This is a genomic window from Paenibacillus sp. ACRRX (genome assembly GCF_022346885.1).
GTDB lineage: Bacteria > Bacillota > Bacilli > Paenibacillales > Paenibacillaceae > Paenibacillus_B.
Map to the genome: position 1 here is coordinate 280,289 of NZ_JAKRNK010000003.1, position 17,921 is coordinate 298,209.

Annotated in this window: 16 protein-coding genes and 1 riboswitch; of the genes, 7 read left to right on the forward strand and 9 right to left on the reverse strand. The window is 46.3% G+C overall.

Annotated elements, in window-relative coordinates; translation table 11 throughout:
• Nucleotides 1–23: 23 nt before the first annotated feature.
• From MH117_RS11955 to MH117_RS11970, 4 genes are all read right to left on the reverse strand, one after another.
• The gene (locus MH117_RS11955) at nucleotides 24–1,934 is read right to left on the reverse strand and encodes a beta-N-acetylhexosaminidase (RefSeq protein WP_239328937.1); all 1,911 of its coding nucleotides are present in this window, start codon (nucleotides 1,932–1,934) and stop codon (nucleotides 24–26) included.
• Between the two features lie 320 nt (nucleotides 1,935–2,254).
• Nucleotides 2,255–2,599 carry an FMN-binding protein gene (locus MH117_RS11960; protein WP_239328938.1) on the reverse strand — a complete coding sequence of 115 codons (345 nt, stop codon included), beginning with the start codon at nucleotides 2,597–2,599 and terminating at the stop codon, nucleotides 2,255–2,257.
• 72 nt (nucleotides 2,600–2,671) lie between these two features.
• Nucleotides 2,672–4,087, reverse strand: coding sequence for a flavocytochrome c (locus MH117_RS11965; protein ID WP_239328939.1), 1,416 nt, complete (start codon nucleotides 4,085–4,087; stop codon nucleotides 2,672–2,674).
• Between the two features lie 463 nt (nucleotides 4,088–4,550).
• The gene (locus MH117_RS11970; protein ID WP_239328940.1) at nucleotides 4,551–5,423 is read right to left on the reverse strand and encodes a formate/nitrite transporter family protein; all 873 of its coding nucleotides are present in this window, start codon (nucleotides 5,421–5,423) and stop codon (nucleotides 4,551–4,553) included.
• A 282-nt stretch (nucleotides 5,424–5,705) separates the two neighbouring features.
• Between MH117_RS11970 and MH117_RS11975 the strand changes: the two genes are divergently transcribed.
• A complete protein-coding gene (locus MH117_RS11975) occupies nucleotides 5,706–6,239 on the forward strand; it encodes a hypothetical protein (RefSeq protein ID WP_239328941.1) in 534 nt (177 codons plus the stop codon).
• A gap of 10 nt (nucleotides 6,240–6,249) precedes the next feature.
• On the opposite strand, the gene MH117_RS11980 is transcribed toward MH117_RS11975, so the two are convergent.
• Entirely contained in the window at nucleotides 6,250–6,432 is a 183-nt protein-coding gene (locus MH117_RS11980) for a hypothetical protein (protein WP_239328942.1), read from the reverse strand.
• Here MH117_RS11980 and MH117_RS11985 point away from each other — a divergent pair.
• Nucleotides 6,431–6,817: a hypothetical protein gene (locus tag MH117_RS11985; protein ID WP_239328944.1), complete on the forward strand. Its 387-nt coding sequence runs from the start codon at nucleotides 6,431–6,433 to the stop codon at nucleotides 6,815–6,817. The two genes, MH117_RS11980 and MH117_RS11985, sit on opposite strands and share 2 nt — an antisense overlap.
• A 92-nt stretch (nucleotides 6,818–6,909) precedes the next feature.
• Here MH117_RS11985 and MH117_RS11990 read toward each other — a convergent pair whose 3' ends face one another.
• On the reverse strand, nucleotides 6,910–8,343 hold the full coding sequence (locus tag MH117_RS11990) for an NAD(P)/FAD-dependent oxidoreductase (protein ID WP_239328945.1): 1,434 nt from the start codon (nucleotides 8,341–8,343) through the stop codon (nucleotides 6,910–6,912).
• Nucleotides 8,344–8,441: 98 nt separating this feature from the next.
• Nucleotides 8,442–8,541: riboswitch (purine riboswitch) on the reverse strand.
• Nucleotides 8,542–8,809: 268 nt separating this feature from the next.
• Here MH117_RS11990 and MH117_RS11995 point away from each other — a divergent pair.
• From MH117_RS11995 to MH117_RS12005, 3 genes are all read left to right on the forward strand, one after another.
• The gene (locus MH117_RS11995) at nucleotides 8,810–10,153 is read left to right on the forward strand and encodes a LytTR family transcriptional regulator DNA-binding domain-containing protein (protein ID WP_239328946.1); all 1,344 of its coding nucleotides are present in this window, start codon (nucleotides 8,810–8,812) and stop codon (nucleotides 10,151–10,153) included.
• Between the two features lie 249 nt (nucleotides 10,154–10,402).
• Nucleotides 10,403–11,257 carry an ABC transporter ATP-binding protein gene (locus MH117_RS12000; RefSeq protein ID WP_239328947.1) on the forward strand — a complete coding sequence of 285 codons (855 nt, stop codon included), beginning with the start codon at nucleotides 10,403–10,405 and terminating at the stop codon, nucleotides 11,255–11,257.
• On the forward strand, nucleotides 11,254–11,970 hold the full coding sequence (locus MH117_RS12005) for an ABC transporter permease (RefSeq protein WP_239328948.1): 717 nt from the start codon (nucleotides 11,254–11,256) through the stop codon (nucleotides 11,968–11,970). Before MH117_RS12000 ends, MH117_RS12005 begins: the two co-directional genes overlap by 4 nt.
• 105 nt (nucleotides 11,971–12,075) lie before the next feature.
• On the opposite strand, the gene MH117_RS12010 is transcribed toward MH117_RS12005, so the two are convergent.
• Nucleotides 12,076–12,369, reverse strand: coding sequence for a YciI family protein (locus MH117_RS12010; RefSeq protein WP_239328949.1), 294 nt, complete (start codon nucleotides 12,367–12,369; stop codon nucleotides 12,076–12,078).
• A 242-nt stretch (nucleotides 12,370–12,611) separates the two neighbouring features.
• On the opposite strand from MH117_RS12010, the gene MH117_RS12015 reads away from it, so the two are divergent.
• On the forward strand, nucleotides 12,612–13,994 hold the full coding sequence (locus tag MH117_RS12015; RefSeq protein WP_239328950.1) for a YjiH family protein: 1,383 nt from the start codon (nucleotides 12,612–12,614) through the stop codon (nucleotides 13,992–13,994).
• 249 nt (nucleotides 13,995–14,243) lie between these two features.
• Nucleotides 14,244–15,518 carry an MFS transporter gene (locus MH117_RS12020; RefSeq protein ID WP_239328951.1) on the forward strand — a complete coding sequence of 425 codons (1,275 nt, stop codon included), beginning with the start codon at nucleotides 14,244–14,246 and terminating at the stop codon, nucleotides 15,516–15,518.
• 319 nt (nucleotides 15,519–15,837) lie between these two features.
• Here the strand turns inward: MH117_RS12020 and MH117_RS12025 are convergent, their stop codons facing one another.
• Both MH117_RS12025 and MH117_RS12030 read right to left on the reverse strand, forming a co-directional pair.
• Nucleotides 15,838–17,202, reverse strand: a complete 1,365-nt coding sequence (locus MH117_RS12025) for a radical SAM/SPASM domain-containing protein (RefSeq protein ID WP_239329210.1) — start codon at nucleotides 17,200–17,202, stop codon at nucleotides 15,838–15,840.
• Nucleotides 17,203–17,411: 209 nt separating this feature from the next.
• A complete protein-coding gene (locus MH117_RS12030) occupies nucleotides 17,412–17,903 on the reverse strand; it encodes a CcdC family protein (protein ID WP_239328952.1) in 492 nt (163 codons plus the stop codon).
• Nucleotides 17,904–17,921 lie beyond the last annotated feature (18 nt).

Consider the following 17,921-nt stretch of genomic DNA (forward strand, 5'->3'; position numbering starts at 1 on the left):
ATTCAATTGTGCTCGTCAGGGACCTAGGTCGCCGACAACACCGCGCCGGTTACGATTCGATGATAGAACGTGCCTTGCGCAATAATATGCTCTTCAGGTGGACTTAAATATTTGAATGGCAAGCGTTCAGCCTCCAGCTCTTCCAAACGGTCAACGTGCCCTTCCACGTAATCAAGCAGTCGATCCTCCGCCGATTGCAGGCGGGACAGTACACCACCGTAACGGATATCAAGCACTTCCCAGCCAAAAGGCTTACACGTAGCCATCCACAACTTGCGATGCGCTTTGCGTGTCGCATCGACCAACGAGTGAACAAGCGGAATCGAGCATTCCGCCAAGCGGCGCAGCGTGTCCTTGTTATCTGCTTGATACGCGCGTGTTACTTGAATGCCAAGTGTGGCCTTCTCTGACAGTGCTGCGGCCAGCTTGGCATACAAGCTGAATACCAGCTTATGATCGCCGTCGGCTTTAGCCTCAGCTGCTGCCATTCGATCGGCTAGCTGCTTATAATGTTCGGGCAGCGACTTCTCCAGCTCACCCTCCAGGTGCTTGTCAAACAGGCCGATCAAGGTGTCCTGCCAGAGCAAGAACTTCGAACTGTTCGAGCTATGCATATTGTTCTTCGTTACGCCTGGTGTCTCATCCATGTATGTGAGCTGCCAATAATCATCGAAGCTCTGTCCTGTACATGTACGGAAGCGCTCCTTCAATCGATTCTCATCCACTTCGCCGGACGTATAACCATGCTCTGCAAACAATTGCAGGCCAAGCAATGTCATCATTAGATTGGTCTCTTGGCCATTGTCGCCCCATGCCGTTGCGAACACTTCCTTCACGCCCTTTGCCTTGCAGGCAAGCAGTGCTGGCTCGGTATTCTCCCACGTCTTGCCATAGTTAGGGCTTATGCTGCCCCATGTCCAGATGCCACCTGCAAATACGGGCTCTGAGCCAAGCTGGCGATGCTTATCAATGAAGTCCTCATAGAACGCTTGATCGTTATGGTAATAATCCCAATATACGAAGCGAACGCCCTTTGGAATCTGGGACACGACTTCCTCTGTAAAGTCGACTTCCCCATCATAATAATGACCTCCATCCTTCATCAACAGATGGAAATACATATCGCTCCACATCATTGGTTCCAAACCATACTTCTTCGTTAACTCCAGCACTTTTGCCAGATGCTCATTCATAATATCAAAGCGTTCCCGGAAGCCGTTCTTGATCATATAACGACCTAATCCTAATCCAAACGCTTCATCCATACCGATATGAATCCGCTTCGAGCGTACAGACTCCGATACTGCCTTAAACATCTGCTCAATAAGCACATAAGTATCTTCACAATGAGCAAGCAGGACGTCTTCCGTATCCCGTAGTTCTAGCATCGGATCCCACTTCAGCGCTTGCGCCAAGTGCCCCAGTGTCTGAATGCAAGGGATAACCTCGATACCAAATTGTGCCGCATACTCGTCAATCTCGCGCAGTTCTGCTGCCGTGTAGCGACCACGCATATACCCGAAGTAAGGACGCTCTTTGATTTCATACGTATCTTCGGTATACAGCATAAGTCCGTTTAAGCCCATCAGTGCCATCGCGCACAGCGTCTGCTTCATCATGTGCAAGTTCGGCACTGCGTTGCGCGATGCGTCAAGCATCGTTCCGTTATAAGTAAACTGAGGCTCCTCCTCAGTAATGCCTTCTACATTTTCTTGTATTCTTTCCATCAGCAAGCTTAACGCGCGGAAGAAATGAATGGGCTCCGCATAACGAATCAATCCCTTGCCCTGCTCCCACTTCACAAACAGCTTACCTTCGGCTTGTTCCACCTGAACGGATATGCCCTCTTCACTCAGTTCAAACCCCAGATTCGACTGTAACGCTTGAATGCCCGGCAGCAGCGAACTTACGTCGCCTGTAACATGTAGTCTCATAGCCGAATTCCTCCCATCCATCATGTTGTAGGCGCTTACAGTATATCGTACATGCAAATGTGCAAATACTGTTGAGCTTCTTCTAGTGTATCATACATTTGTCGATAAAAGTCGATATTAACATGACATATCGTGCAAAAAATAATACAAAATAACTTTTAATCTAGATTACTTTATTACAAATGTAAGATTTATCATTACAATAATGCTATCTTTCCACTATTGTCTCCATTTCTATTCTAACTATATTGAACCTGTAACAAGCAATAATATAACAAGGGCCGCTCTAATGAACGACCCCTTGTGATTTGAAGTTACGATTATTTTGCTTGCTCCAGTGCTTGCTTTACGGCAGCAAGTACACCTTCTGAAGACTTCGTTGCTCCCGTTAATGCCTCTACACCTTCCGTATCCTGCTTGGTAACAATATCGGGAATTGTATTATCTTTGACTGCTTCAATTAACTGTGCTGTTTCTTCATGTTCTTTCAGTTCGATGCTCTCAATCTTGCCCGCTTTCACTGTTACAGCCACTTTAATATCACTGGATGCGCCACGGCCCGTCCCTTCATAAGTTCCATCTTTATATTTACCAGAATCACCGCAACCGGACAACAGCAGTGCTGCTGCAAGACCAAGCGCTATCCACGAAGCTGCTTTTTTCATCGTTAATCTCTCCCCTGCATCATTTTAATCTTATACTCCCTGTATAGAAACAGTAAGACGAATTAGGCCATGTTAGGATTTAACTAACTTAGCTGCGTTCGTGCCTGCAATTTTGCCAAATGTAATAATATCAGCCAAGGCGTTGCCACCAAGACGGTTACCGCCGTGTACGCCGCCAGTTACCTCACCCGCTGCATATAAGCCATTAATAATGGTACCATCCTCTTTTAACACCTGTGCATCTGTATTAATTTTGAGACCGCCCATCGTATGGTGAACGGCAGGTGTAACCTCAATAGCATAATAAGGACCTTTGTTCAGTTCACGAGGCAAGTCAGCACGTTCGAATTGGCTGTCTTTACCCGCTTTGACCAGCTCATTATAAACTTTTACCGAATCAGTCATGACTGCTTTATCCACGTTAAGCTTCTCCGCCAACGCCTCTACGCTGTCTGCTTCTGCAACCAAGCTCATGTTAAAATATTCTTCTGTTGCTTTTAAGCTGTCACGCATCCCTTTGTCGAAAAATAAAAAGGCGCGTCCGTCTTTTTGGTCCAGAATCGCTTTGGACACGACGTCACGTGTCAACAGCTCATTTACAAACCGCTTACCCTCTTTGTTCAATAAGATTGCCCCGTTGCCACGTACTGCTTCTGTTACCATGACACCTTTATCTGGAACTACGGTCGGGTGTGTCTGTATTTCCGCTATATCTACAAGACCTGCACCAAGCTTGTTCGCCATATCCATCGCTTCACCTGTTGCGCCAGGATGATTGGTAGTCGCAAAGCCTTTCAGTTCAGGCTTGTATTTAATGACCATGTCTTGGTTGGCAGAGAATCCGCCCGTTGCCAATACGACAGCCTTTGCATTAATTGTATATTCCTTGCCCTCTTTATCTTTTGCTTTGACACCCGTTACATTACCGTCTTTATCCGTCACGATCTCTGTCAGTTCATTACGCGTACGCACATCGATACCTTTATCCTTAGCTGTCTTGTCCAATACCGAAGCGATATGAGAGCCCACAGCTGCGCCGCCTGTAGGGCGATGCGTCCGATTCACACTAGCACCCGCCATCCGGCCTACGTCAGACAAGTCTGCGCCAAAGCCCTCTAGCCATTCCACGGAGCCTTTGGCATTAGTCGTTAATACTTGAACAAGATCCGGATTGTTCTTATCATATCCGCCCTTCATCGTATCTTCGAAAAATAACTGCTGGCTGTCTTTAATTCCTTTTGCTATTTGCTGCTTGGTGCCGGCTGCATTTAAGCCGCCAGTAGCACGTGTCGTGTTGCCGCCAACCATCGGCATCTTCTCAAGGACGATAACTTTAGCCCCATCTTCCGTTGCTTTGACCGCAGCTGACAGACCTGCTCCGCCTGCGCCGACCACAACCACATCTGCCGTTTCCCCTTTGCCACCGCAGCCTGCTAACATGGACATCACCATCACAGCCGATAATACTGTTGCTACCCACTTCTTCATTAAAATACTCCCTTTCAGCTTAGTTTAGTGTTAACCCTAGCTTTATCTCTACTGTCATTAAGTGAACAACCACATATCAATGTGATATTAAGTATAGTGAATATTTTCACTTAACAACTCAGTTTTAGCTTATCACGTTATCGATATCATTCATGTGAAAAAGTTCACTTTTTAATTTTGTAATTCATGACACCTAAAATTTGAATTTATTATCAAATCCGTTTTAATAATCCATTATTTAGAAATATTTAGATTATGCCAACACCTGTGCAGCTTCCTTTCCATTCCTTATAGCACCACTATCCCGCTTTGCTCACATGATTCCTGCAAAGTTGCGACAATGGATACCCTCCTGAGCTGCGGGGAGAGTGAAACTAAGGTGCTAAATCCATAATAAAAGACCGCCCCAAAAGCACATTTGCTTCAGAGACAGCCTTGGTCCGCATAATTATATAAATAGATACTAATTGAGATGAGGCTTCACATTTGTAACAGAAGCTCCAGTTGAAGCTTGGGATACGGCTGGTGAACCTACTTTCTCGACAGGTGCATCTGCTGCAGGTTCATACTTCTTCAAATAGGCCATATAATAAGCACCTGCTACAAATACGGCACCCCCGACCAGATTGCCAAGCCACACAGGGATAAAGTTAGTCATATACTGGCCCCAGCTATAGTGCCCTTCGAAGATCGCAGCGGGAATAACAAACATATTGGCCACCACGTGCTGAAATCCAATCGCAACAAACGCCATTGTTGGAAACCAAATACCGAGAATCTTTCCACTGAAGCTTTTGGAACCATAGGCGAGCCATACGGCCAGCGCTACAAGCCAGTTACATCCAATTCCCGACACGAATGCTTGCAAGAAAGTATCATGAAGCTTATGTCCTGCAATATCAATCGTTTTCTCCAAGTACACGCCGCTTCCTGTTAGCCCTACAATGTGGCCGAAGAAATAGGCAACAAATAATGCACCCAAAAAATTCGTTATTGTAATCACAATCAGGTTACGGATAACCTCTATTGTGGAAATACGCCCCTTCATACGCGCCAATGGCACAGCCATCATGTTGCCGGTTAGCAGTTCACCGCCAGCTAGCAGCACCAGAATCAACCCGACAGGGAACAACGCTGCTCCAATCAAACTGTTTATGCTGCCCCACTCAGCGGGTGCGCCTGCTGTTACACGAATATATAATAAATACCCGAGCGCGATAAACGCACCTGCCAAAAAGCCTAACAGAGCCATCACGCTTAAAGGATTACGAGCCTTTACTACTCCAGTCTCCACGGTAGCTGCTGCAATCTCTTGCGGCTTTAAGTAGCCTGCCATGTTGATTCCTCCTCTATGACTAATCATCTTTATATGTGTGGGATCACGAATGGAAATTAGCTAAAATTCTTATATTTCTATAATAGCTAACCTTCCATCTAGATAATGTGCAATATATCACAATCATCTGCAATCTACAGGCTGAAACCTTAAATTCATCTTACCTCTCGTGCTGCACTACTTGTCCACGCACGAGATAACTGCTCGTCACATATTCTATACCAAACATAAAGGACAGTAGGTTATAAGCCCCACTTTTAATGAGGAGGGAATAGTATATAAATGCCTAATAATGCCGTCTTTAATACGACATCCACGCAGTTGTACGCACTGCTCACCAATACCTACACCAACCCGGCAGTTGAAGAAGATGCTTCTGCGGCCGCAGCCGCTGCTGGTGTTTCCTTTCGGCTGCCGACAGGTAATGTCAGCGTAGGAGGAAGTCAAAACTTGCTGTTACAAATTTCAAATCCGTCTGGGAGCGGCAAATCTGTCTATATGAACAATATATCAGGCGGGTCCTCAGCCAGTGCCAGTTTAATTCTATACTCTGGAGGGAGCATCACTGGTGGCACGGCGCCTAGTACAATTAACAGCAATCTAGGTAATGCTACAGCTAGCATTGTAACCACCAAACAGCTGACTGGCACGCTCGGCGGAACGCCAACGACTCTCTACTCCACTTATGTGACCGCGGGTATATACACATTTACTTTTGGCGGCAGCATCGTAGTACCACCGAATCAAGTATTTACGGTGTCGCTGGGAGTTGGGGCTTTGACAGGTTCAATCAACCTGAACTGGTGGGAAGTATAATGAGTAACTATCATGTGTTTAATTCAATCAACAATTCATTGTACTCATTGGCAACTAACACGATAAGCTCGCCCGCCGCCGTCTCACCACCGCAATACAGCGCCAGCATCAACGGCAATATGTTCAGCGCTTTTACGACCAACTCTGCTTCACTAGGCATACTTGGCGGCTCTGTTATCACATCCCTACGCATGAGTAATGGGAGTTCAACAAAATCGTGTTATATCATCAGTGTAGCGGGTGGTGTCGGGGTTGGGCTAAGCTTATTGTCGAGTTTATCAGCAACATACACGATGTATAGAAGCGGTACGCTATCCGCCCCTTCAAGTGTGACAACGAACAATGGCAATCTAGGCAGCAGTAATACGAGTATTATGACTGTCACAAGCTCAACCTCAGCTGTCAGTGGAGGAACTGCCATTATATCCATGCCCGTTATCGGCGGTCCTTTAACTCTTGATTTTAACGGCGCCATTATTGTCCCGCCTTCACAAACCCTCTCCCTCAACATGAGTGCATCTCTATCTGTGCTTGGCGTGTTGTCCGTGCAGACGAGTGTGTTCTGGTGGGAAGCATAACAGGATTACTAATAAAATAGGAGCGAGGCACAGGAATATGTCCTGTGCCTCGCTCATTTCACATAATTTCCTTATTGGTATTCTGCTGCCGCTTATATACGCTTTGCCACAATGCTGCGCGCAATGTGAACGCCTGCTGCTCCTGCCTGCGCTAAGCCACGAGTGATGCCTGCCCCATCTCCGCCACAGTACAAGCCTTCAATCTCGGATTCAAGTGTCTCGTCCAGCTTAGGACGGGCAGAATAGAACTTTGCCTCTACTCCATAGAACAACGTATGCTCCGAGGCTATTCCTGGCGTTACCTTATCAAGAGCATCCATCATTTCGATCAAACTTTTCATCGTGTTATATGGAAGCACCAATCCCAAGTCTCCCGGCACTGCTTCACGAAGTGTAGGCTCTAGAAACCCTTCGCGAATCCGGTTCTCAGTAGAACGACGGCCTCTTATAATATCGCCATACTTCTGCACGATTACGCCCCCGCTGGAAAGATCGTTTGCACGTTTACAAATCTCACGTGCATATTCATTGGGTTTGTCGAAAGGCTCCGTAAACCGATGAGACACAAGCAACGCAAAGTTCGTATTCGACGAACCGAGCTTTGGATCTTTGTAGGAGTGACCATTTGCACACATAATTCCACTATGGTTTTCTACCACTACATGTCCCGAAGGGTTGCTGCAAAATGTGCGAACTCGAGTGCCGACAGACGTGTTATAAATAAATTTTCCTTCATATAAATGCGTGTTGATTTCCTGCATAACCACGTCAGATGTTTCGACGCGCACGCCAACATCCACTTGATTGTTGTACATCTTCAAGCGGCGCTTCTTCAAGATCTCAGTCAGCCAAGCCGATCCATCTCGACCTGGTACAATAACGACTTGATCCGCCTCGTAAATCTCACCACTTTTTAATTCAATGCCTTTGATCCTATGCTTACCGTCCTGCTTGAGCGTAACAATATCGGTAACTTCAGCTTTATATACCATCTCGATGCGAGGACGGAGATATTCATAAATGGACTTTAGAATCTCCAGATTCTGTTCTGTCCCTAAGTGCCGTACTTGAGCACGCAGCAGCTTCAAGCCAGCTGCATAACCCTGCTGTTCGATCTGGCGCACGGTTCCTGTCGTCGGGTCGGTAATCTCCCTAGTCGCCCCGTGCTCCAAATTGATGTTATCCACGTAGCGAATCAGATCCAGCACTTGAGTCGGCGCTAAGTAATCCGTCAGCCAGCCGCCAAACTCAGTTGTTACATTAAATTTACCGTCGCTATAAGCTCCTGCACCGCCAAAGCCGTTCGTAATGGAACACGCCGGGACGCAGCCCGCAAAATCTTTCTTACCTGCTGGCGGAGGGCACATCTTAATCTTCTCTTCCAGAATCGGACAACTGCGACGATAGATATCATGACCTTTATCCACCAGTGCTACCCGTAAATGCGGAGCTTTCAAAGTCAATTCGTAACAAGTGAAAATACCTGCTGGACCTGCTCCAACTACAATAACATCATACTTACTCATGAGTTCCTCCTTGATGACCATTAATCAAGTAATCGTATCACTTGAAAATATTTTGCAATGGGCAAAAAAAATCCTGACCACGATACGGAAGTGCCTTAAAGAGCCGCACATCCGATCGTAGTCAGGAATTTACGGTTCCCGGTAGAAACCCCTGAACCTTATCATCAGGGATATACGAACAAGACAATGTTGATTACATCGTTATAATCAGGTTGTTATAAGCAACAATCACATTGTAATAGACATAAGCGAACGAGTCAATAGTTATTAGCCCAATCGTTCGTAAATAAATAGATAATGTGCATTTAATATTAATAAATTATTTATTAATAAATCATTTTCCGAACATTAATGACAACCCCCTCCCCAAATTCTATATTATGGCTATTCAAGAAATCCTTTTCGATTTATGATCAAGTATAGTATTTGTAATTTGAACGATTAGAAACGGAGTGAATTAAAATCCATGTCAGCATCCAAGCAAGTACATACAACCGCAGCCTCGCATGATTTCTCTAGCCTTCAAATCACCAAGCTGCAAGTGACCAAGGGAAACTCAACTTTGCTTGATCCACTAACGCTTCATATAGAGCCCGGGCAATGCGCCGCTATACAGTGCAACCACGCCATGGGGCAATTGTTAATAGATGTTCTACTAGGTGTGCAGCAACCCTCATCCGGGTCTGCAACATGGAACAATCAACCACTGGTGTCCCATAAACAGCTTCAGCCGTATGTTGGTTGTGTCAGACAACATGATCCGGTCTACGAACGACTTAGCTCGCGCCAAGCTCTTTTATTCTTCATGAAATTATTTGGCCACCGTGACAAAGAACGTGTTAACCGAATGCTAAAAATAGTAGGTCTGCAAGATAAACAGAATGTACCACTTTTCAAATTAACAGCTTCTGAACAGCGCCGCTTTCATTTAGCCCGCGCTGCTATTCATGCGCCTCGACTGATTTTAATTGAAGATCCTGAGTTCCAACTTGATATGGAAAGCTGTTTTATTTTACGTCATTGGCTTGCTGCCCTCATTGAAGAAGGTGCTGCAGTGCTGATGACGGTGCCGGCATTAGAGAGCGCTATGTCGCTCACATCCTTTATTACACGCTGGACACCTGCCGGATTCAAGCAAGTGGTGCTAGAACATGACACCCAGGCAGACGCCAATACAAGCAGTGAAGTCGCCCTGTCCGCTGAACTGCCGGAAGAAATAGCATCACACGGAGAAATACCAGCCGCTTCTCATTCCGATCAAGAGCATACAAACAAGCTCCGTGCTGACAACGAGGAGCCCCCCTCATTAGAAGAAGCTGTACGCTTGCAGACCGAGGCACCGAACACGAAAGCGAATGCCTCACTTATGGCCAATGATATGATGGCCGGGACGGGCGAGCCCGAGTCCGAGCAACCACAGGAAGAGGCTGAAGAGACCAGTCAACACGAGATCAAATACATCCCGCCCATCATGCTGGATAAAATACCTGCGCGTATTCAAGATAAGATCGTGCTTATCGATCCACTTGAAATTAATTTTGTGGAAAGCCAAGATGGGCTGTCCCATCTGCATATTCAGCACGAGACCTATCCAAGCTCGATGACACTGCTGCAGTTGGAACAAAAGTTAAAAGCATTTGGCTTCTTCCGCTGTCACCGATCTTACTTGGTGAATTTGCAGCGCGTTCGTGAAGTCATTATTTGGTCACGCAACAGCTATAGCCTTGTATTGGATGATGAGCAGAAAAGCAAGATTCCACTCTCAAAAAGCAAGTATGAAGAGATGAAACTTATCCTAGGTATATCTTGATGTGTTTCATTCATCCCTTATAAAGGTTCCATTCAACCTAAGGTATGCACATTTCAACCGATATTTGATGTGATGAGAGCATACTCGTCGTACGATAAGAGTGTCAGCAGGGACGGTCAATTAGCCGCTCAGCAGTAAGCACTTGGCCATGTAAGCGAGTAATAACAGCACCATTTAAGCCAATGCTGACTGACACTCTTAACTATCGATACTACATTAAACATCAAATAATAAAGTGAGGGTGCACACATGGAACACATTATCGAGGTACAAGGGATGACCAAAGCTTTTGAGAACAAGACTGCTCTTCAACATCTTGATTTTCATGTCAAAAAGGGTGAAATCTTCGGCTTCTTGGGTCCAAGCGGCTCAGGTAAGACAACTACCGTCAAAATATTAACTGCCCAATTGATGCCCAGTGCTGGCACAGCCAAAGTGTTCGGGGTTGATGTGAAGAAGATGACCGAGCAGGAGCGCGCCCGCCATTTGCAGCGCATTGGCATATTAACAGACAACAGCACATTGTACGACCGTTTAACGGTGAAAGACAATCTGGAGTTGTACTGCAAGCTGTATGGCGTATCAACGAAACGTATTGATGAGGCATTGCAGCAGGTTAACCTCCTGCAAGAGCGCAGCACAACCGTAAAAACGTTGTCTAAAGGAATGAAGCAGCGTGTCACGTTAGCCCGTGCTCTTATCCATCAACCAGACCTGCTGTTTCTAGACGAACCTACATCAGCACTTGATCCAACTAATACTCGTCATATTCATAATTCGCTGCGCGAGTTAAATCAAGCAGGAACAACGATATTTTTGACAACACATGATATGGAAGAAGCTGAAGCAATATGTGACCGGATCGCCTTTCTTCACCAAGGCAAAATAGCAGCGATGGACACTCCGCAGCAGCTTCGCCTAAATAATTCGGACCATACCGTTACCGTCTCCACATCTGAAGGTACGTTCCAAATAAAGCAAGATGAGGACGGTGCCAAACAAATCTATGACTGGATGACGAGCGGCAAGCTGCAAGCGATTCACTCTAATGAACCAACCTTAAACGATATCTTTATTTCCTTAACTGGAGGCATATTAAAATGATGACTTTTTCCATGACAAGACTTCAAGCCATTATCGGCAAAGAGTATAAAGACGCGATGAAAAACACAACACTGTTGTTGACGGCTGTTCTGCCTGTCCTCTTCTCTTATATGTTTGGAACAATAACGGAAGGAGCAACCTCGTTAGTACTAACGCTGCCGATTAATATGGCCTTGATGATGACAGGTGCCAGTGTGCAGGCGATTATGATCGCGGAAGAAAAAGAGAAACACACCCTGCGTGTTCTGATGCTGTCCCCAGCAAGGCCGATGGAAGTCCTTATGGGTAAAAGCGTCATTGCAGGTCTGCTAACGATTCTTGTACTGCTTGCTTCTTTTGTGGTAGCTAAGACACCTCACGTTCCTATAACAGGACTACTCTTAACGATCGCACCTACTTTGATTATGTACTTAGCTATGGGAACGATTATTGGTTTGTTGTCTCGCAGCACGATGGAAACCACATTTGTCAGCATGCCAGTTATCGTATTGTTTATGTTCGGACCGCTGTTTGGACCTTCGCTTAAGAGTGAACTTGTCAACACCATTGTTAGTTATACGCCTTCCGAACGATTAACGATGGCTATCGACGTGCTTTGGAAAGGTGGCAGCCTGGGAGATATGCTCGTACATGTCGGTATCATCTGTGTTTGGATGATTGCTTCCGTTGTAGCTTGCCTTGTTCTGTATCGCAATAAACGTTACGACGCCTAAGGTCATCGCCCGACAAAAGTTTACAATATTTCCCGAGCAATAATAATATACCCCGAGAACTCTTCGGCGAGAGCCGATATGTTCTCGGGGTATTGGCTTTAGCGACTAGCCAAGCGACAAACGATCTCTAAGACAGTCCGTTGCTTTGGTCGGTCGGAATTGCATGCGATCATAGCGTGCAACACCATGCTGATAAAAGGGATCTGCAGACAAAATCGCTTCAAGCTCGTCCTCATCCTCCGTATCGACCACAATGAGGCCGCCGCTGCGTGGTTCAAACGGACCCGAAATAATAAATTTGTCTGCAGCATAATACATGTCTAGAAATGCCCGGTGTCCATCTAAATATTTATCTACCGATTCTACAGGACACGTATATGTAATCGTTACCAAATACATCCTTTTACTTCCTTTCCTTTGCCTAGATATCGTCAATCCTACTCCCATATCTCAGATGAAGCAAGTTGCGGAGAACATGGAGTTGTTAGCCAAACTGCCTTCCCTACACTCACTTTGCGTAACTTCTGATAGCACATTCCAACATATTCCTCGGTTAGGGGGGTTGGTTTTTTGCTTATAATCGTATAAAGTTGTCCATGTTGCATAAATATACTTATTTCGGTATGAGGAGAACGTTATACATGACATCTAAGAATGACTCAACTTCCCTTCAGACGCTGCCTTCTCGACTGTCTGTAAGTGCAGTGCTGTCCTTTTTAATACCATCTATCCTGGGCCTGCTGCTATTCGTAGTTCCTGTTCCGTGGGACGGCGAGGTAACGGTACCCATTGCTTTTCTAGCAAAATACATTCAAAACCTATTTAAAGGTATTTTGGCACCTGCTACGGTTCTGCTCATCTCCCTTGCTTGGTTAGGTTCATTGATTCATCTTGGCGCTCGCTCCACAAGACTTGCCAACCATCGGCTTTGGAGCGCTTTGTTCAACGTCTCTCCATTCTGGTTTGGTGTGCGTACGGTAGGCTTTGTGTTCGCCATTTTGACTTATTGGAAAATCGGACCTGAATGGATATGGTCTGCTGACACAGGAGGGATGCTGCTCAACAGCTTGCTCCCTGGTCTGTTTGTGGTGTTTATGCTGGCAGGCTTGCTGCTCCCCTTACTGGTAGACTTTGGATTGCTGGAGTTTGCAGGTATGTTGATGACTAAAGTGATGCGGCCACTATTCACACTTCCCGGTCGGTCTTCTATTAACTGTATGGCCTCCTGGCTTGGAGATGGAACAATTGGTGTGATGATGACCAGCAAGCAGTACGAATCCGGCCATTACACGCAGCGCGAAGCCGCGGTAATCGGCACCACCTTTACAGCCGTTTCGATTACATTTAGCTTTATCGTGTTATCAAATGTACACCTTGGGCACATGTTTCTGCCTTTCTATGCGACTGTTACCTTTGCAGGAATGATCGCGGCGATCATTATGCCACGGATTCCACCGCTTTCACGCAAACCTAACTCCTATGAACCCGGGGCAGAAGCCATAACGGAGGAAATCGTACCTCCAGCCTGGACACCATGGCGCTGGGGGCTGCACCAAGCTGCCGCTAAAGCAAAAAGCCATGAAGGGATTCGCTCTTTCTTGAAAAATGGCGGCAAGAACATACTTGACCTATGGGTTGGCGTCATTCCAGTTGTTATGGCGATAGGCACAACAGCTGTGGCCTTAGCTACGTACACGCCCATATTTGAATGGCTTGGCAAGCCGTTTCTGCCTATCTTGAACGTGCTGGGTGTCCCAGAAGCTGAGGCGGCTGCTCAGACCATAATGGTTGGCTTTGCGGATATGTTCCTTCCTACTGTGCTCGCCTCTGGCATCGAAAGTGAGCTGACACGCTTTGTTGTTGCAGCCCTATCGGTTACACAGCTTATTTATATGTCTGAAGTAGGCGGGTTGCTGCTCGGCTCCAAGCTGCCAGTTAATATGAAGGACCTGATCCTCATCTTTATTTTGCGGACGCTGATTACGCTGCCTATTATAATAGGGATCGCTCATCTGCTCTTCTAACCCTATCAATGTCGGTTCGCCTAGAACCTCTGTGTAATTCATCTAGATTTAACTTACTGTTAAAATATATGAAATTTATGAAATATCGCGATTAGCCCTGTCTGCTTTCGGTAATATGCCGTTTTATGCAGATATCGGGCTTTTTTCGTTATTGCCTGACTTTACACAACAAGAGTATGGTTACATTCATCAACGAGACAAACTTTAAGCGTCCATATAAATAAGAGATAAAGAGAGAGGAGCCCACATATGGCACAATCCCCTTCTTTTACAGCTTCACCCAGTGGTTCTTCACTCCCCGTACCTGCACCTGCATCTAAGACCGTCTATCGGATTCTGATTGCAATCAGTTTCGTCCATTTGTTTAACGATTCCATTCAAGCAGTTATTACCGCAATCTTTCCAGTCTTACGCGACTCTATGTCCTTGACGTACGTGCAGATCGGCTGGATATCCTTTGCATTAAATGTGACAGCATCTATCATGCAGCCTGTAGTTGGTTACTTCTCCGATAGAAGGCCTACCCCTTCGCTGCTGCCTATAGGAATGTGCTTTACATTTACGGGTATGCTGCTGCTTGCCTACGCCCCGAACTACCTCATGGTGCTGGTTGCGGTTATATTTGTAGGTTTGGGTTCAGCTGCCTTCCATCCAGAAGGCATGCGTGTAGCTCATATGGCAGCCGGCAGCCGCAAGGGACTGGCACAGTCCATTTTTCAAGTTGGCGGCAACACCGGTCAATCACTCGCTCCACTGATGACCAAGTGGATCTTTATTCCCCTTGGGCAAGTTGGCGCTATTTGGTTTACCGTGGTAGCGGCTGCGGGAATTATTGTCCAGAGCTTTATTGCACGCTGGTACAGCAGCAGCATGAAGCAAGGATATACATTTGCCAAAAAACTGCCCCGCGGCACGATCGATCCTGCTCAACGCAAGCGTATAATGGGGGCTACAGTCATATTGGTGACAATCGTGACAATCCGCTCTTGGTATGTATCAGCTATTAGTACCTATTACAATTTCTATCTGCAATCCGACTACGGGCTATCAAAAGGCGATGCCCAGACCTATATTTTTATATTTATGGCTGCGGGTGCAGTGGGCACTTTGCTCGGCGGACCCTTGGCAGATCGATTCGGCAAACGCAACCTGATTTCTGCATCTCTGATTGGCGCCATTCCGTTAGCGCTCATTCTGCCTTATCTCCCGCTCTTCTGGGCTGGCGTTGTTTTGGCATTATCGGGATTCATTCTGCTGTCCAGCTTCGCTACTGCCGTTATCTATGCACAAGCGTTATATCCAAGCAGCATCGGCACAGTATCTGGACTTATTACTGGCCTTGCGTTTGGCATGGGTGGAATCGGCAGTCTACTGATTGGCTTTGGCAACGAGTGGACGAGCGAAAGTACAATGATGATTGCAACAAGCTTCCTACCCTTACTGGGCCTGCTCACCTTGTTCCTACCAAGTGACCACACAGTGCAATCGTGGACGGACGGCCATCTTGCAGCACAGATTAAGTAAGGGTTCATCCGCTTGTAATGCCCTATAAGTGAAGGCTAACGGTCCAGCATCGATCCCCTCCCCTGTTAACTTCTAGTTGGCAGGGAAGAGGATCGTCTTGGTTACGTTGTTTAAGATGGGGAATATACTCCAAAAAAAGAGACGACGCTTATGCGCCGTCTAAGTCACTAACCGCAGAGAAGTGGTGTGTTAACATCACACCTTTCCCTTTTTCGATTTATTTTAGATTTCCAGGTACAGATTTCATGACACGCCCTGTATGGATACAAGCTGCTTGAGAAGCAGAACGAATTATTTTCATGACAAGTCACCTCCTTCATTATTTCATAAATGCTGCAGTAACGGCTTCCTCTTGAAGCCAGATGGTACGGAGGGTCTTCTTAATTTGACGCTTTTCGTAGGAGCAAGGACGATTGCCTGTGCGCATGCGGTACAATGGACAATGATTACCCTGACAGGCTGGGCGGAAAAAGCATGCTTGGCAGTTCTCGTCCTTTTCCTCACCTGACGTTGTCCAAAGCAGCATTTTATCCAGATCAATATGAGCCTGTCCCTCTTCATCCAGATAACCGAGCTGATTGTATTCCTCTTCGATTGCGACGGAACACTTGTAGAGCTTGCCATCTGACCCCACAATTAGCGAATTAGGCTTAGCTGCGTAACATACTGCCCCTCCAGGAACTAGTATTTCCGATACAAAGGAGCTAATTTGAAGTCCTTCATTAACTACCTGCTCATTATAAGACCAGATTCGTTCATCCTTGGTTCGATCATCGCATACTGGGAGTTGAAGATCATTTTCTCCCCCCATACATCCTACCGGACGCGGATATACTTTAAACCGCTCATCTCCGGCGAACTGTCTAGCAAGCTCGGGGATAAATGCCTCGACTGCTTGCAGCGTGCTGTTATCGAAATTTATTCGGATATGAATGTCAAAAGACAGATGGGTCGCCTGTAACGCGATTAGATTGCTCATAATCCGTTCGTACGTACCGCCCCCACCAGCAAGCGAACGACGCTGATCATGAACCTCCGCTGGTCCGTCAACTGTAATCATAAACCGATTTACGTTCCATCCCAGCAGCTGCTGCATCTTCTCTACCGTCAAATAATAACCATTCGTAGCGATATCGGCGCTATATTGCATATCGCCTGCTTCAGCCGCTTCCATAAACGATGTCGAAAGTTCTGCAATGACATCCCAAGCCAACAGCGGCTCACCACCGTGCCAGCTAATATGCAAATGTTGTAGCGTTGCTGCCTTCTGTTGTACATAATGTTTTAAACCCGTTATTACCCGATTCTCCATCCGACCACGCGGGAACGTTTCATAGCAATAATTGCAGCGGAAACTGCACGCTTCAGTCGAAAGCAGCACCAGATGCATGGTATCCGTCACGTTCATGGATTGATGTAGGTCTGTAGCCCGCTGCAGCTCATCTGTATGTTCCTGCACAAGAAACCCATGCTCGATCAGATGCTGTACCAAGCCCTGCGGATCGCTCGCCATTGTTAGCCCCGACAGTGTGCCCCGAACTTGTTCACGTTCCTCCTTAGAAAATGACGCGATAGCTCCCGAATAACTGTTAAATACAACAAGCCCTCCGTCATCAACTTCCGTAATGGCGTTAAAGCGGGATGGCTTCCAAACCGAAGGCGCAGATTGCTGAGATTGTGGCATTAATGACACATATCCTTTCTCCCATGTAATCCAACATCTCTATATGTATGTATAATTGGCACTCTTATCATGCCTTGAATAACCATGCTTGAACAATGACGGTTATCACGTGTACAGGAAAAGCTGCGCCCTTTACAGACAAAAGGCCGGGCTCCTCGTAAGAGGACCGGCCTTTATTAGTCAATCAGATATGATAAACCCCGTGCTGCTCAAGACGAACTGCTGCTTGCCCCCACTAGCTTGCGGTACTGGACATACATTGCAAGACGCCATGGCATAATCATACCAAATGCCAAAATAAAAAATATACTGGCGCTCTGCATTAGGGTTACATATTGTTCCACCATATCGTGCAGCAGTAAGCGTATAACAAGCAGACCCACAATAACAACGATAAACATGTTAGAACGTGTTAAGTAAATGTCATCTTCGATTCGTTGGAACTTGGATGTCTTGATAAGCGGGTAAGCAAACAAAATTGCCCCTGCAAGAAAGGCTATGAATCCGTATGTCCAAGGAATCCGCGTCGCTGGAACGACAAACATTAGAAAGCCTGTCGCCATGCCAATCGGCGGCATAATAATCTTCATATGATTGGTCGGCTTGTTGGCCGCGCGCAAGCGCAGCATGATAACAGTTACGCCCCCGACCAACGATACCAGTATCGACAACAGATGAGAAGATACAGCTATATGCGGCATCTGTGTCACCTCCAGATT

What these genes read in the sequence shown, in the direction of transcription:
- MH117_RS11985 (WP_239328944.1), top strand. Translation starts at nt 6,431, where the DNA reads ATGAGTAATGGGAGTTCAACAAAATCGTGTTATATCATCAGTGTAGCG.
- MH117_RS11975 (WP_239328941.1), top strand. Translation starts at nt 5,706, where the DNA reads ATGCCTAATAATGCCGTCTTTAATACGACATCCACGCAGTTGTACGCA.
- MH117_RS11970 (WP_239328940.1), bottom strand. Translation starts at nt 5,423, where the DNA reads ATGGCAGGCTACTTAAAGCCGCAAGAGATTGCAGCAGCTACCGTGGAG.
- MH117_RS11955 (WP_239328937.1), bottom strand. Translation starts at nt 1,934, where the DNA reads ATGAGACTACATGTTACAGGCGACGTAAGTTCGCTGCTGCCGGGCATT.
- MH117_RS11995 (WP_239328946.1), top strand. Translation starts at nt 8,810, where the DNA reads ATGTCAGCATCCAAGCAAGTACATACAACCGCAGCCTCGCATGATTTC.
- MH117_RS12015 (WP_239328950.1), top strand. Translation starts at nt 12,612, where the DNA reads ATGACATCTAAGAATGACTCAACTTCCCTTCAGACGCTGCCTTCTCGA.
- MH117_RS12005 (WP_239328948.1), top strand. Translation starts at nt 11,254, where the DNA reads ATGATGACTTTTTCCATGACAAGACTTCAAGCCATTATCGGCAAAGAG.
- MH117_RS12000 (WP_239328947.1), top strand. Translation starts at nt 10,403, where the DNA reads ATGGAACACATTATCGAGGTACAAGGGATGACCAAAGCTTTTGAGAAC.
- MH117_RS11980 (WP_239328942.1), bottom strand. Translation starts at nt 6,432, where the DNA reads ATGCGTAGGGATGTGATAACAGAGCCGCCAAGTATGCCTAGTGAAGCA.
- MH117_RS11965 (WP_239328939.1), bottom strand. Translation starts at nt 4,087, where the DNA reads ATGAAGAAGTGGGTAGCAACAGTATTATCGGCTGTGATGGTGATGTCC.
- MH117_RS12020 (WP_239328951.1), top strand. Translation starts at nt 14,244, where the DNA reads ATGGCACAATCCCCTTCTTTTACAGCTTCACCCAGTGGTTCTTCACTC.
- MH117_RS12010 (WP_239328949.1), bottom strand. Translation starts at nt 12,369, where the DNA reads ATGTATTTGGTAACGATTACATATACGTGTCCTGTAGAATCGGTAGAT.
- MH117_RS12030 (WP_239328952.1), bottom strand. Translation starts at nt 17,903, where the DNA reads ATGCCGCATATAGCTGTATCTTCTCATCTGTTGTCGATACTGGTATCG.
- MH117_RS11990 (WP_239328945.1), bottom strand. Translation starts at nt 8,343, where the DNA reads ATGAGTAAGTATGATGTTATTGTAGTTGGAGCAGGTCCAGCAGGTATT.
- MH117_RS11960 (WP_239328938.1), bottom strand. Translation starts at nt 2,599, where the DNA reads ATGAAAAAAGCAGCTTCGTGGATAGCGCTTGGTCTTGCAGCAGCACTG.
- MH117_RS12025 (WP_239329210.1), bottom strand. Translation starts at nt 17,202, where the DNA reads ATGCCACAATCTCAGCAATCTGCGCCTTCGGTTTGGAAGCCATCCCGC.